The organism is Planococcus maitriensis (assembly GCF_003289925.1).
Taxonomy (GTDB): Bacteria; Bacillota; Bacilli; order Bacillales_A; family Planococcaceae; genus Planococcus; species Planococcus maitriensis.
Map to the genome: position 1 here is coordinate 24,012 of NZ_QLZQ01000009.1, position 12,236 is coordinate 36,247.

Below are 12,236 nucleotides of genomic sequence, written 5' to 3' on the forward strand. Positions count from 1 at the left end.
TTTTCTATTTTTGGAAGTTTCCGCTACAATTTTAACATAAGGAGGAGATACACATTGAAATTTTCCATGAATGAACACGGATTTACAGGGCATTTGCCTTTCGGCGAGCTCCACGTATCCACTGATGAAGAGTATGGGTTCCGCCCCTATCAATTGCTGGTATCGTCATTGGCGATCTGCAGTGCGGGCATCATCCGGAAAGTATTGGAGAAAAAACGCATGCCGGCAGAAGACATTGAAGTCGAAGTGAAAGAAGTGGTCCGCATCGATGAAGAGGCAGGGCGCGTCGCAAAAGTTCATCTGCACTTCCGGATCAAAGGTGATATCGAAGAGGAGAAAATGCCCCGTGTCATGGAATTGACACGAAAAAATTGCTCGATGGTCCGTTCTGTCGAAAATTCGATCGAAGTGGTTGAAAGCTACGAATTGGTATAAACATAAAAGGCTCAGTCCGATTCTGCTTGGCAGATTGCGGGCTGAGCCTTTATGTTTTATGTTTACAGTTCGTTTCCATAATCGCATTGTCGGTGATGCCACCTAAATGCCCGAATCGCCTCCTCTTCCACATCGTGTTCTTTCTCGGTTTGGTGATCCGTTTTGGCCTCCCCTCGTCAAGGATTGATGTCACTATACCATATTAATTGAATAATGTAAATATTCAATTAATATTTTTTCGTTTTATACCCCTTTCTGCTGTTCTATTGATATTCCCGTATTTATCGGCTACTATATACAATGGAAATGAGGTGGAATCAATGGGAAAATCCATTACAGATAAGGAACAACAAGTAACTTATATGAAACAGCGGCTCAGCATGTTCCTCGATGTGTTAGATGCCATCGAACCGGAAAGCACCGAACTCGAAGATATTGACCGGCTGATTGCCATGGTCGACGATTTGGAGAATAAAATGCAGCAATTCAAGAACCGTCCGTCTACAGAAAACGAATAATACCCACGCCCTGAAGCCTCAATATGAAGCTTCAGGTTTTTTTTGCTTTCTTTGCCCTGGAATATGTGAAGCAGCCTACAATAAGCAAAATCTCCCATCTATCCACAGCTCCCTATGGTAAACTGACAGTAGTTATCGATATCCGATTATTTTATGGAGGAGTGCCTATGTGGAGTAAAGTTCAGCCCCATGTCGAATTGATCGCTGCGGTGTTATCAGGAATCTTGATCATCATCGCCTATATCCTCGAATTACAGGATATCGCTCTTCCTTCTGTGGTTATCTATTTGCTGGCGTTTGTGATCGGCGGCTACGCCAAGGCCAAATACGGCATCAAGAAAACCATCGAAGACAAAGAATTGAATGTTGAATTCTTGATGATCTTGGCAGCTGTCGGCGCATCCATTATCGGCTATTGGACAGAAGGCGCCATCCTGATCTTCATCTTTGCATTAAGCGGCGCACTTGAAACCTATACGATGAATAAAAGCCGGAAAGAATTATCTGCCCTTATGGAGATGCAACCCGACGAAGCCTGGCTACTAAAAGAATCCGGCGAGACGGTTCGCGTCCCGGTCGGTGAACTGAACACAGGCGACCTGGTCGCCGTCCGCCCCGGCGAGCGTATCCCTGTCGACGGTGAAGTCCATTCCGGACAAACTGCTGTCGATGAATCCGCCATTAGCGGCGAAGCGATTCCGGTGTCCAAATACCAACACGATAATTTGTTTGCCGGCACAGTCAATTTGTCCGGTTCGATCACGATGGTCATGACCAAGCCGAGTTCTGAAACGATGTTCCAAAAAATCATCGAGCTCGTGCAATCCGCTGAAAGCGAGAAATCTCCGTCCCAGCAATTTATTGAACGCTTTGAAGGCCGTTACGTCAAAGTGGTCTTGGTCGTTTTCGCACTCATGCTGTTCCTCCCGCATTTTTTGGTGGGCTGGAGCTGGAATGAAACATTTTACCGGGCCATGGTGCTGCTTGTGGTGGCTTCCCCATGCGCACTGGTCGCTTCCATCATGCCCGCCACGCTTGCTGCCATTTCAAATGGGGCCAAGAGCGGTGTCATCTTTAAGGGGGGCGCGCACCTAGAGAATTTGAGTGTCGTCAAAGCCATCGCATTCGATAAAACCGGCACATTGACACGCGGCAAACCCGAAGTGACCGATTTTATCATCCGAGGAGATGCTGACCGCGAGCAAGTGATGGCATTGGTCGCAGGAGTCGAATCCCAATCCAACCATCCGCTCGCCAAAGCGATTACTGATTTCGTCATCCAGCAAGGATTCGATCCGCTGCGCAATCTGCAAGTCGTGGATGTGCCGGGAAACGGGCTGAAGACGCATTTCAATGGCGGTGAAATCCTGGTCGGCAAACCCGGCTTTGTCGGTGAGCAAGAAGCCTATGCTTTTGAAGGCGGAATCCTTGAACACTTGGCAAACCAAGGAAAAACCGTGACTTTCGTAAGGGATGGCCACGGGATACTTGCCGCCATGGCGCTAAAAGACACTGTCCGCGACATCACCAAATCCACCATCGCTGAACTACAGGACCGGGGGATATATTGCCTCATGCTGACCGGGGATAACCGCAAAACCGCAAAAGCCATTGCGGAGGAAACCGGTGTCGACGAATACATCGCCGAATGCCTGCCTGGCGATAAAGTGCAGCATTTGAAAAAATTATTGGCTAAATACAAATATGTGGCGATGACAGGAGACGGCATTAACGACGCACCGGCTCTTGCAACAGCAACGACCGGCATCGCCATGGGTGAAGGAACCGATATCGCCCTAGAAACCGCGGACGTTATTTTAATGAAAAATGACCTGTCCCGCATCTCTTACTCAATCCGGCTGGCGAAGAAAATGCAACGCATCGTCAAACAGAATATCTTTTTCTCTGTCGCCGTCATCCTGGTGCTTATCTTGTCGAATTTTTTCCAGGCGATATCTTTGCCTCTTGGAGTGGTCGGCCATGAAGGCAGCACCATATTGGTTATCTTAAATGGCTTGCGCATGCTTAACCGAAATGTCTGAAATTCCGAAAAAAAAGAAGACGGCTCCCTTCCCTCATTTACCGGGAAGAGCCGTCTTCTTTTTATGAAGCCGCTTTTTGGAATGCCTTCTCCCTTGCATGACGGCGTTTATTTGCCCGCCGATAATCAATAACATGGCCGATAGGTAAAGCCATAGCAATAACAGGATGATTCCTCCGATGCTGCCGTAAGTAGCCGAGAAATTACCGAAATTATTGATATAGATGGAGAATAAAAATGACAGCAAAAGCCAGCCGAGAGAAGCGAAAGCCGCTCCCGGCAGGACGGTCTTGAAGCTGATCCGGACATTCGGCGCAAGCCAATAGATCACGGCGCAGACGATGAACGTAATCAAGGCTGGGATGGTGAAACGGATCATCCCCCATAGTTCCAGGAACCCTTCCTCAAGTCCAAGAAATGCAAAGAAGAACAAGCCGATCTGGCGGCCGAATATCGGCAGCGCCAATGCTACGACCAGCATGATGATCAACAGGATGGTCATCAAGATCGACATGCCTCTCGCTATCAACAAAGGCCTGCTTTCCCTGACGCCGTATGTGGCATTCAAGGATTTGATCAAAGCATCCATCCCGAGGCTTGCCGACCAGATCGTCGCCAGCACACCGAAAGACAACAAGCCGCCGTTTTGGTTCGTCAAGATTTCATTCAAGGTCTGCTCAATCAGCACATACACTTCTGTTGGAATGACCTCTTCCATGAACAGGTAGACTTCTTCCCTCGGCAGACTTAAGTACGGAAGCAAAGTGACGAGAAAGATCAGCAGCGGAAAAATCGATAATAGGAAAAAAAACGCCAACTGCGCTCCGAGTCCCTGCACATCGACGTCTTTAATCCTTGTCCCTAATTCTTTTATAAATCCACGGCCAGTCAATACGTCATATTTCGGTTTCCGCACCTGGGACTGGCCGTCTTTTCCTGGCGTTGCCATAAATCTTGCCCGCTCAGTTGCGGTTCTGGTTCTGCGAGTCAGTGCTGCTTGAAGAAGAGCCGTTTTTAGAAGAAGAATCGTCCGTCAGTGACGAACTCGGTGATGGATTGTCTTCTTTAACCGCTGAAACGACGTCCTCTTTTGATTCGACAACTGCTTCTTTCGTTTCCATGACTGCGCTTTGCGCTTCCTGTGCCACTTCTTTCACTTCCGGCACCAGCTTTTTCACTTGCTCGACTTTGCTGCCGACATAAGAAGCATCTTCTGAAATGCGGGCATAAAGATTTTGTGCGCGTTCTGCCTGCTCTTTGAACGCTGATTTCAATTCGTCTTTATTGCTTGCATAATATTTTGCGTTTTCACTCGCTTTTTTCGATTTGTTCATCACGTCTTCGCGCGTATTGCGGTCCAAAAGCGAAACTAGTGCGCCTACCGCTGCGCCTACTACTATTCCTGTCATTAATTTGTTTTGGCTCATTCCAAATTCCTCCTAGTATAAAATATAGTTTCCATCATACTTCGAATTTTTCCCTCTTCCTCCCTAATCTAAACACTTCGCAAATTATTTTTTAAAAATAACTTGACTATAATATGAAACTTTCGGAATATTAACTCTACAGGAGGAATTTTTCCTAAAGAAAAGAGTATCTAAAAGGGGGAGAAAAGATGGAGGCATTAACGGAATTTCTAGGCACGATCAGCGGTTATATTTGGGGACCGCCGCTTTTGATTCTCCTGGTGGGGACAGGGATTTTCCTGACAGTGCGTTTGGGGCTTTTGCAATTACGCCTCTTGCCGTATGCACTGAAGCTGACGTTCAGTAAAAATCCGGACAAAGATTCACAAGGCGATATTTCCCATTTCCAGGCATTGTCGACGGCAATGGCCGCGACAGTCGGTACAGGGAATATCGTCGGGGTCGCGACCGCGGTCATCCTCGGTGGCCCGGGAGCGGTTTTCTGGATGTGGTTTTCTGCGTTCTTCGGGATGGCGACGAAATACGGGGAAGCCGTACTCGCTGTCAAATACCGCATCGTCGACCCAAAAGGCCAAATGGCCGGCGGGCCGATGTATTATCTTGAACATGGATTGAAGCAAAAATGGCTGGCTGTCCTATTCGCCATCTTCGGCGCCATCGCAGCGTTCGGCATCGGGAACGGGACACAGTCCAACTCCGTTGCATCCGTCGTGCGCGATACCTTCTCTGTGCCGACTTGGATCACGGGCATCGTCCTGACTGTCTTCGCTGCTGTCGTCATCATCGGCGGAATCAAGACAATCGGTAAAGTTACAGCATTCTTCGTACCATTCATGGCCTTATTCTATATCATTGCCGGAATCATCATCATGATTCTCAATATGGACCTTATTCCCGCAGCGCTCGGCACGATTTTCAGCGCCGCCTTTACGGGTGAAGCTGCAGTCGGCGGTGCCATCGGTGCGGCAATCCGCTACGGCGTTGCACGAGGCGTCTTCTCCAACGAAGCAGGTCTCGGATCTGCACCGATCGCAGCGGCAGCGGCAAAAACCGATATGCCTGGGCGCCAGGCTTTGGTTTCGATGACACAAGTATTGTTCGATACATTGATCATCTGTTCGATCACCGGTATCACGATCGTTATGTCGGGATTGTATCTGGACGAGAGCCTTGAAGGCGCTGCGCTGACTACAGCGGCATTCGAGCAGTTCCTTGGCGGGGTCGGCCCGTATATCGTTGCGATCGGCTTGGTTTTCTTCGCTTCTTCCACCATCATCGGCTGGTCGTATTACGGGGAGAAATGCTTCCAGTACCTGTTTAAAAACCCAAGCTTGTTAATCGTTTACCGTGTTGCTTTCGTTGCCATGGTCTTCGTTGGGGCAACAGTTTCTCTAGATGTCGTTTGGACATTCTCGGATGTCATGAACGGATTAATGGCTTTCCCGAACTTGATAGGCCTTCTCGGACTTTCCGGCGTCATTGTATACGAGACGAAGAAAATTACCGCAAAGATCAAGGAAGAGAAAGAACAGGCGCGTTCTGGCAATTGACATTCCATTTGAATAATGAAATGATAAAGCATACCCACCCGAAAGGCAGGAATGGATCATGGATTTATCCAAACAATCACCCGAGAACGTCGATTTCATGATTGAGGAAATAAAAACGAAATTGCGCATGGTTAATGTTGATGCAATGAAAGCCGAGCATTTCAACACTTCGGAGTATGAAGACTTGCGTGAAATTTACGAAATGGTCAAAGGCCGCGATAATTTCAGCCCGAACGAAATGCAGGCCATCGCCTCTGAACTCGGTTCATTGCGCAAATGAAGAAAGCCCTGAAGCAAATGCTTCAGGGCTTTTTTTCTTATGCCTGTCGAGCCAGAACGGCCACTTCAGCTTTTCTTTTGTCTAGCTTCAGTGGCCTGTCTCTCGGGTCGTAAGCCAATTCTCCTGTACGGCTGAAATACGCCGCTTCGGGGACTCGGCTTACGCCTGTCGAGCCAGAACGGCCACTTCAGCTTTTCTTTTCATATTGCACGATGTACCAGCCGCCTTCTTTGATGACGGTGCGGAGGCTGAGGAATTCTAGGCCTGATTCTTCTCCCCATTCGATAAGTTCCTCCCTTTTCGGCAGCCTGTAGAGGTTGTCGAATGATGAGAAGAAACTGTTGAAGACATTGGCGAACGGCGGGCTGTCCGGTCCTCCCGCGATGGGGGTGACGACCGATAAAATACCGCCTCGTGCGACCCAGCTGCTGATTTCCTTGAACAAGGCCTGGCGCTTTTCGAGCGGGATGTAATGCAGTACATTATTGAGCATGATCATGTCCTGCGGGGATTCAGGCTTGTAATTCCACAGATCCGCCTGTTCGATGGAGACGTTGTTTTGCGCTGCCGTCAGCTCTTTTGCCTTTTCGACGACTTCTTCGCTGATTTCGATTCCCGTAAATTGTGTCGATGGGAAACGCTGCCCCAATTTCTTTATGTAGCCACCTTCCCCGCATCCTATATCGAGTACGCGCCGGCAGTCTTTTTCCTTCAATCTCTTGGCCATCTTCGGATACGCCAACACTTCCAGCAAACGGCTCGTTTCTGCAACAGTCGGCGCATGTTCTTCTTCATCGAAATGAAGCCTGCTCCGATTGCGCATCATTTCCGGATAATGCAGCAAGGTCGGGATGTGGAGCTCCATCATTTCCTTCAACAGCACGCCAGACGAATTATTGCCTTTGGATTTCGGCAATTTCCACCGGTTCTTCACTTGATAGCGGTTGCGGCCGGCTTCTTTCAAATACCCGATCGAGACGCCGACAGCTATCCACTGAGCAAGCAGCTGCTCATCGAGTTCCAGTGCGTCCGCCACATCAAATTGGGTCATCGGGCGTTCGAATGCCTTGAACAGGTCCAATTCATAACCTACATAGGCATGCCAGCTGTACAGGAAGGGCTCATTGCGTTTCATATACGTTCTTGCTTTCACCATCTTCATTATGTCGATCATATAAGTCCCTCCACTTTCCACGGGTAGTCATCTTCCGGTTTGTAGTATTTCAGTTCTTTCTTGTCTTCTGTCAATTCCTTTGCGCGCACCGGCATGAATCCGCCTTGGATAAAGCGGTCCCGGACATTTTCCTTCCATAAGCCGAGCCCTGATACGTTCAGCATCTGCTTGAAATGGAGTATCGGATCTTCTTCCATGCGCTCAAAAGTCCGTTGGCGCAAATAACTGACCGGGCGATACGGGAAGGAATAGGCGAGCGCCGCTAAGTGGCTCAGCTGGATAACATGGTCTGCCCGGCGATAGCGGACTTTTTCATACCATTCCAGATTGGTCGTACCCGTTTTTCCCGCAGCCAGCATATCCGCAGCCAGTTCGCCGAGTACATCGGCGTCCTGTATCGCCATGTTCATGCCCTCCCCCGCCATCGGATGGACTGCATGGGCCGCATCGCCGATAATCGCTTTATTGCCTTTTACATAGGATTCGGCATGGTACATGATCGGGATCATCAGCTGGATCTTTTTCCAGTCCGTCAATTGTTGGACATAGCCGTCAACAGCCGGTGCCAAATCGGTGTAAAGCTTATGGAAATGGCTGATTGGCTTCTCCTTCAAGGTTTTATAATCCCCTGGCGGTATCAAATAGACGCTGCGCACTTGATTGTCAGGCAGCGGGAATAGCCCGAGAAAGCGGTTATAGGTCGAAATGATTTTGCCGTCCGTGAAATTTTCCGCGCGCGGAAAGGTTACTGTCAAAAAATGATGGTTATATGTCGTCTGCTTTACTTCGATTTCCATCACTTTTCTCGTTACTGAAGACCTTCCTTCCGCGCCGAAGAAAAACTTGGCTTCCACCTCGGACTTTTCGGTTCCTTTTTGAAGAATGGCCGTATTTTCTGTATAGCCTTTGCAGGCAGTGCCTTTTAGGTAATGGAAGTTATCGTATTCATAAGCCGCTTTCCGAATGATGGTCTTTAGCTCTTCATGGTGGATCATATAAGCGGCGTTGTATTTTCCGGGCAACACGCTGTAATCCATGAACGATTGATCTTTCACTTTCAAAGTACTGGAGAGTTCCAGCATATCGAGCACCTTGATTTCGTTGGACCGGTCACAAATCGCGTCATATACGCCGAGGCCGTCGAAAATCTGCATGCTCTTCGGCTGCAGCAGCTCCCCTTTATAGGTCGGCGAGCGGACAGCCATGCGTTCGGCAAGAACGACATCAAAGCCTCTCCTCACCAGTTTCAATGCGAGCGTCAGCCCCCCTATTCCCCCTCCGCCGATGAACACATCCGTTTTCATGGGCTTCAACTCCTTGACTTTCCTTACCCTGAAAAAGAGCTCCTGAAAACAGAACAGCCGGCAAACAATAAAAAAAGACCCTCGAGGGGTCTTTTTTTCACAATTTGTCCTTATAGTGCTCCATATGAAGCGGCCAATTCGGCGCCGACTTTGGCATTGTGCTTGACGAGTTCGATATTGGCAACCAAGCTCTGTCCTTCCGTCAACTCTTTCACTCTGCCGAGCAGGAATGGCGTGACTTCTTTGCCGTTGATGCCGTTTGCTTTCGCTTCCGCCATGGCTTGTTCGATGATGCCATCGATAAAGTCTTTATCAAGCGCATGTTCTTGAGGGATCGGGTTGGCAATGACTGCGCCGCCTTTCAAGCCGAGCGACCATTGCGCTTTCAGGATAGCTGCAAGCTCTTCAGTCGATTGCGAGCCGTAGCTTAGCGGGAAGCCGCTGTGGCGTGTATAGAACGCCGGCATCTCGTCCGTCTGGTAGCCGATGACCGGAACGCCTTTCGTTTCCAGGTATTCGAGTGTCAGGCCGATATCGAGAATCGACTTCGCGCCAGCACAGACGACAGCAACCCCTGTATTCGACAACTCTTCCAAGTCTGCCGAAATATCCATTGTCGTTTCCGCCCCGCGGTGGACGCCTCCGATGCCGCCGGTCGCGAAGACGCGGATGCCGGCAAGCTCAGCGCAAATCATCGTCGCGGCAACAGTCGTCGCGCCGATTTTTTTCGTTGCGAGCAATTGGCCGATGTCGCGGCGGGATACTTTCGCAACGTCCGGTGAATTGCCCAGAAGTTCGAGTTCTTCGTCTGACAAGCCGATTTTGATATGGCCGTCCATCAAAGCGATCGTTGCCGGAACGGCTCCATTGTCGCGGACGATTTGTTCGACTTCACGGGCTGTTTCCACGTTTTGTGGGTAGGGCATGCCGTGTGAGATGATCGTCGACTCTAAAGCGACGATCGGTTTTTTCTGTTCGATGGCTTCCTGCACTTCTGTTGAATAGCTGATCATGTTTGTCATTTCAATTCCTCCAGTTCTTTTATTAACACCGTTTCATTTAATTCCGGCCGCACTGTCTGGCTGCTTGCGAGCGTTCTGGCCGCATTCAGCATGCCCATCTGCACGGCTTGATGAAAATCATAGCCCGATAGATGGGCGTGAAGTAGGCCGCCTGAGAAGGCATCTCCAGCCCCTGTGACATCTTCTACTTGCTGCGTTTCGATTGCCGGGAAATGCAACACGCCATTTTCGTCGCCCGCCATGGCGCCGTCTTTTCCGCCGGTCACGACGGCTGTTTTTGCGCCTTGATCGAGAAGCATTTCAACCGAGCGCTTCCAATCCGCTTGATCCCGGATGGAAATGCCGAGCCTGAGGGCTGCTTCATCGCGGTTCAGGATCAAAAAAGAGACACCGCTCAAGTCTTCTCCTAAGCGTTCCATTTTAGGGGCTGATACAGGAATTACAGCAAGCGGCACATCGGCAGCCGCTGCGAGATCCTGCAAATACGCTACGGTTTCCTTCGGGCAGTTCAAATCGACTGCCAGCAATTTCGCGCGCATCAATTTGCTGCGGTGAGGCTCCAGATAGCCAGGCGTCAATTCCGCGTAGATGTCCATGTCCGCTAATGCTAAAGTCATCTCGCCGTCGGGTTCCAGCACAGCAGTATAGCTGCCTGTCGCCCCTTGCGGCAGCGCCTTGGTCATGGCGGTATCCATGTAAGGCGAAGACACTTCTTCGATGAAGCGCCATTCCGGATCATCTCCAGCTACCGACATCAACTGGACTTCATGCCCAAGCCTGCCTAGGTTTTCAGCGATATTTCGCGCCACGCCCCCGACGCTTCTCGTCACCGTTGCCGGATTCGAAGTGCCGTGGACAGACGGTGCTTTCAGATGGAACTTACGGTCGACATTCGCGCCGCCGATGCATAGGATCGCATTTTCTTCAGGCAGTACGTATGCGCGGCCGAGAATCTTCCCTTGCTTGATAAGCCCCGAAATCAAATTGGCTAAGGATGGCCTTGAAATCCCGAGCGCATCCGCCATTTCCTGCTGGGACATATATGGATCCCGTTCAATCAACGCAAGGATTTTCTGTTCGTTGCGGTTCATTGGATTCCCTCCCTTTTGAACTTTTGTTTATATTATAAACTTTTATAATATAAATTGCAACTCTTATTCCCTTTCAAGCGCCCGGCTATTGCGCAACGTGTTTGAATATTGCTACTATAGAAAGGATGAGAGGAGTGTTTTTGGAAATGACTACATTTGATGAAAAGTTATCCCGCTACGCTGAATTGGCGGTAAAGGTAGGCGTCAATATACAGCCTGACCAGAAATTGTATATTGCAGCTTCCATAGATGCTGCACCGTTCGTCCGCTTGATCGTTAAGAAAGCTTATGAAGAAGGTGCAAGACAAGTATTCGTGGATTGGAGCGATGATGTGATTTCCCGCACGCGCTTCGAGAAGGCACCGGAAGATTCGTTTGGGGAATTCCCGGAATGGAAAGTCCAGGAAAGGGAGCAATTGGCCGAACAAGGCGCGGCTTTCATCAGCGTCGTTTCACAAAGCCCGGACTTGCTGAAAGGCATCGATTCCAAACGCATTTCAGCGTCCCAGAAAGCGACCGGGCAAGCGCTGAATAAATACCGACAGTACGTGCAATCCGACAAAATCAGCTGGTGCGTCCTTGCTGCACCGTCTGCGCAATGGGCAAAGAAAGTGTTCCCGGACCTTCCGGAAAACGAGCAAGTGGATGCGTTATGGGAAGCGATTTTCAAGGCTGTCCGCGCAGATACGGACAACCCGATCGAAGCTTGGCTTGAACACGACCGCACGCTCCACACCAAAGCTGATTATTTGAACGACAAGAAATACGCCAAGCTTCATTATCAGGCACCAGGCACAAACCTCGAAGTCGCCCTGCCAAAAGGCCATCTATGGGCAGGCGCAGGTTCGGTCAACGAAAAAGGCCATACCTTCATGGCCAATATGCCGACAGAGGAAGTCTTCACCGTACCGCATAAAGACGATGTCAACGGCTTCGTCTCAAGCACCAAGCCGCTCAGCTACGGCGGCAATATCATCGATGGCTTCAAAATCACATTCGAAGGCGGCCGCATCACTGAAGTCACGGCCGAACAAGGCGAAGAAGTGCTCAAGGAATTGGTGGCTACGGATGAAGGCTCCCACCGCCTCGGCGAAGTGGCATTAGTGCCCCATCAATCGCCGATTTCCGATTCAGGCATCTTGTTCTTCAATACCTTATTCGATGAAAATGCGTCCAACCACTTCGCGATCGGCAGCGCCTATGCGTTCTGCCTAGAAGGCGGCAAGACGATGTCAGCGGATGAATTGAAAGAGCACGGCTTGAACCAAAGCATCACCCATGTCGATTTCATGGTCGGCTCTGCCGATATGGACATCGATGGCATTTTGGAAGACGGCACGCGTGAACCGATCTTCCGCAGCGGCAACTGGGCATTTTAAAGGTCGATAATTCGA

Annotated in this window: 12 protein-coding genes; 6 read left to right on the forward strand and 6 right to left on the reverse strand. The window is 49.8% G+C overall.

Annotated elements, in window-relative coordinates; translation table 11 throughout:
* The first annotated feature begins 54 nt into the window (after positions 1-54).
* From DP119_RS14650 to DP119_RS14660, 3 genes are all read left to right on the forward strand, one after another.
* Positions 55-435: an OsmC family protein gene (locus DP119_RS14650; protein WP_112233854.1), complete on the forward strand. Its 381-nt coding sequence runs from the start codon at positions 55-57 to the stop codon at positions 433-435.
* Between the two features lie 320 nt (positions 436-755).
* Positions 756-953, forward strand: coding sequence for an SE1561 family protein (locus DP119_RS14655; RefSeq protein WP_112233855.1), 198 nt, complete (start codon positions 756-758; stop codon positions 951-953).
* Positions 954-1,120: 167 nt separating this feature from the next.
* A complete protein-coding gene (locus tag DP119_RS14660) occupies positions 1,121-2,995 on the forward strand; it encodes a heavy metal translocating P-type ATPase (RefSeq protein WP_112233856.1) in 1,875 nt (624 codons plus the stop codon).
* A gap of 33 nt (positions 2,996-3,028) precedes the next feature.
* Here DP119_RS14660 and DP119_RS14665 read toward each other — a convergent pair whose 3' ends face one another.
* Together DP119_RS14665 and DP119_RS14670 are read right to left on the reverse strand one after the other, a co-directional pair.
* Positions 3,029-3,943 (reverse strand): YihY/virulence factor BrkB family protein, encoded by a 915-nt coding sequence (locus DP119_RS14665; RefSeq protein ID WP_112233857.1) that lies wholly within the window; start codon positions 3,941-3,943, stop codon positions 3,029-3,031.
* Between the two features lie 13 nt (positions 3,944-3,956).
* Complete coding sequence (locus DP119_RS14670; RefSeq protein ID WP_112233858.1) at positions 3,957-4,421, reverse strand: YtxH domain-containing protein; 465 nt, start codon at positions 4,419-4,421, stop codon at positions 3,957-3,959.
* Between the two features lie 188 nt (positions 4,422-4,609).
* On the opposite strand from DP119_RS14670, the gene DP119_RS14675 reads away from it, so the two are divergent.
* Entirely contained in the window at positions 4,610-5,971 is a 1,362-nt protein-coding gene (locus DP119_RS14675; protein WP_112233859.1) for an alanine/glycine:cation symporter family protein, read from the forward strand.
* A 58-nt stretch (positions 5,972-6,029) separates the two neighbouring features.
* Entirely contained in the window at positions 6,030-6,251 is a 222-nt protein-coding gene (locus DP119_RS14680) for a DUF1128 domain-containing protein (RefSeq protein WP_068868610.1), read from the forward strand.
* Between the two features lie 187 nt (positions 6,252-6,438).
* Here the strand turns inward: DP119_RS14680 and DP119_RS14685 are convergent, their stop codons facing one another.
* From DP119_RS14685 to DP119_RS14700, 4 genes are all read right to left on the reverse strand, one after another.
* The gene (locus DP119_RS14685) at positions 6,439-7,425 is read right to left on the reverse strand and encodes a class I SAM-dependent methyltransferase (RefSeq protein WP_112233860.1); all 987 of its coding nucleotides are present in this window, start codon (positions 7,423-7,425) and stop codon (positions 6,439-6,441) included.
* Positions 7,422-8,729, reverse strand: a complete 1,308-nt coding sequence (locus DP119_RS14690) for an FAD-dependent oxidoreductase (RefSeq protein ID WP_112233861.1) — start codon at positions 8,727-8,729, stop codon at positions 7,422-7,424. Before DP119_RS14690 ends, DP119_RS14685 begins: the two co-directional genes overlap by 4 nt.
* 110 nt (positions 8,730-8,839) lie before the next feature.
* Positions 8,840-9,751 carry a pseudouridine-5'-phosphate glycosidase gene (locus DP119_RS14695; RefSeq protein WP_101805299.1) on the reverse strand — a complete coding sequence of 304 codons (912 nt, stop codon included), beginning with the start codon at positions 9,749-9,751 and terminating at the stop codon, positions 8,840-8,842.
* Complete coding sequence (locus DP119_RS14700) at positions 9,748-10,842, reverse strand: carbohydrate kinase (protein ID WP_112233862.1); 1,095 nt, start codon at positions 10,840-10,842, stop codon at positions 9,748-9,750. The genes DP119_RS14695 and DP119_RS14700 overlap by 4 nt, the downstream gene beginning before the upstream one ends.
* A gap of 146 nt (positions 10,843-10,988) precedes the next feature.
* Here DP119_RS14700 and DP119_RS14705 point away from each other — a divergent pair, with 146 nt between their 5' ends.
* Positions 10,989-12,221 (forward strand): aminopeptidase, encoded by a 1,233-nt coding sequence (locus DP119_RS14705; protein ID WP_101192155.1) that lies wholly within the window; start codon positions 10,989-10,991, stop codon positions 12,219-12,221.
* The last annotated feature ends 15 nt before the right edge of the window (positions 12,222-12,236 follow it).

Excerpts from the sequence above, each read along its gene's own strand:
- DP119_RS14655 (WP_112233855.1), top strand. The coding sequence starts at position 756 with ATGGGAAAATCCATTACAGATAAGGAACAACAAGTAACTTATATGAAA.
- DP119_RS14660 (WP_112233856.1), top strand. The coding sequence starts at position 1,121 with ATGTGGAGTAAAGTTCAGCCCCATGTCGAATTGATCGCTGCGGTGTTA.
- DP119_RS14665 (WP_112233857.1), bottom strand. The coding sequence starts at position 3,943 with ATGGCAACGCCAGGAAAAGACGGCCAGTCCCAGGTGCGGAAACCGAAA.
- DP119_RS14670 (WP_112233858.1), bottom strand. The coding sequence starts at position 4,421 with ATGAGCCAAAACAAATTAATGACAGGAATAGTAGTAGGCGCAGCGGTA.
- DP119_RS14675 (WP_112233859.1), top strand. The coding sequence starts at position 4,610 with ATGGAGGCATTAACGGAATTTCTAGGCACGATCAGCGGTTATATTTGG.
- DP119_RS14680 (WP_068868610.1), top strand. The coding sequence starts at position 6,030 with ATGGATTTATCCAAACAATCACCCGAGAACGTCGATTTCATGATTGAG.
- DP119_RS14685 (WP_112233860.1), bottom strand. The coding sequence starts at position 7,425 with ATGATCGACATAATGAAGATGGTGAAAGCAAGAACGTATATGAAACGC.
- DP119_RS14690 (WP_112233861.1), bottom strand. The coding sequence starts at position 8,729 with ATGAAAACGGATGTGTTCATCGGCGGAGGGGGAATAGGGGGGCTGACG.
- DP119_RS14695 (WP_101805299.1), bottom strand. The coding sequence starts at position 9,751 with ATGACAAACATGATCAGCTATTCAACAGAAGTGCAGGAAGCCATCGAA.
- DP119_RS14700 (WP_112233862.1), bottom strand. The coding sequence starts at position 10,842 with ATGAACCGCAACGAACAGAAAATCCTTGCGTTGATTGAACGGGATCCA.
- DP119_RS14705 (WP_101192155.1), top strand. The coding sequence starts at position 10,989 with ATGACTACATTTGATGAAAAGTTATCCCGCTACGCTGAATTGGCGGTA.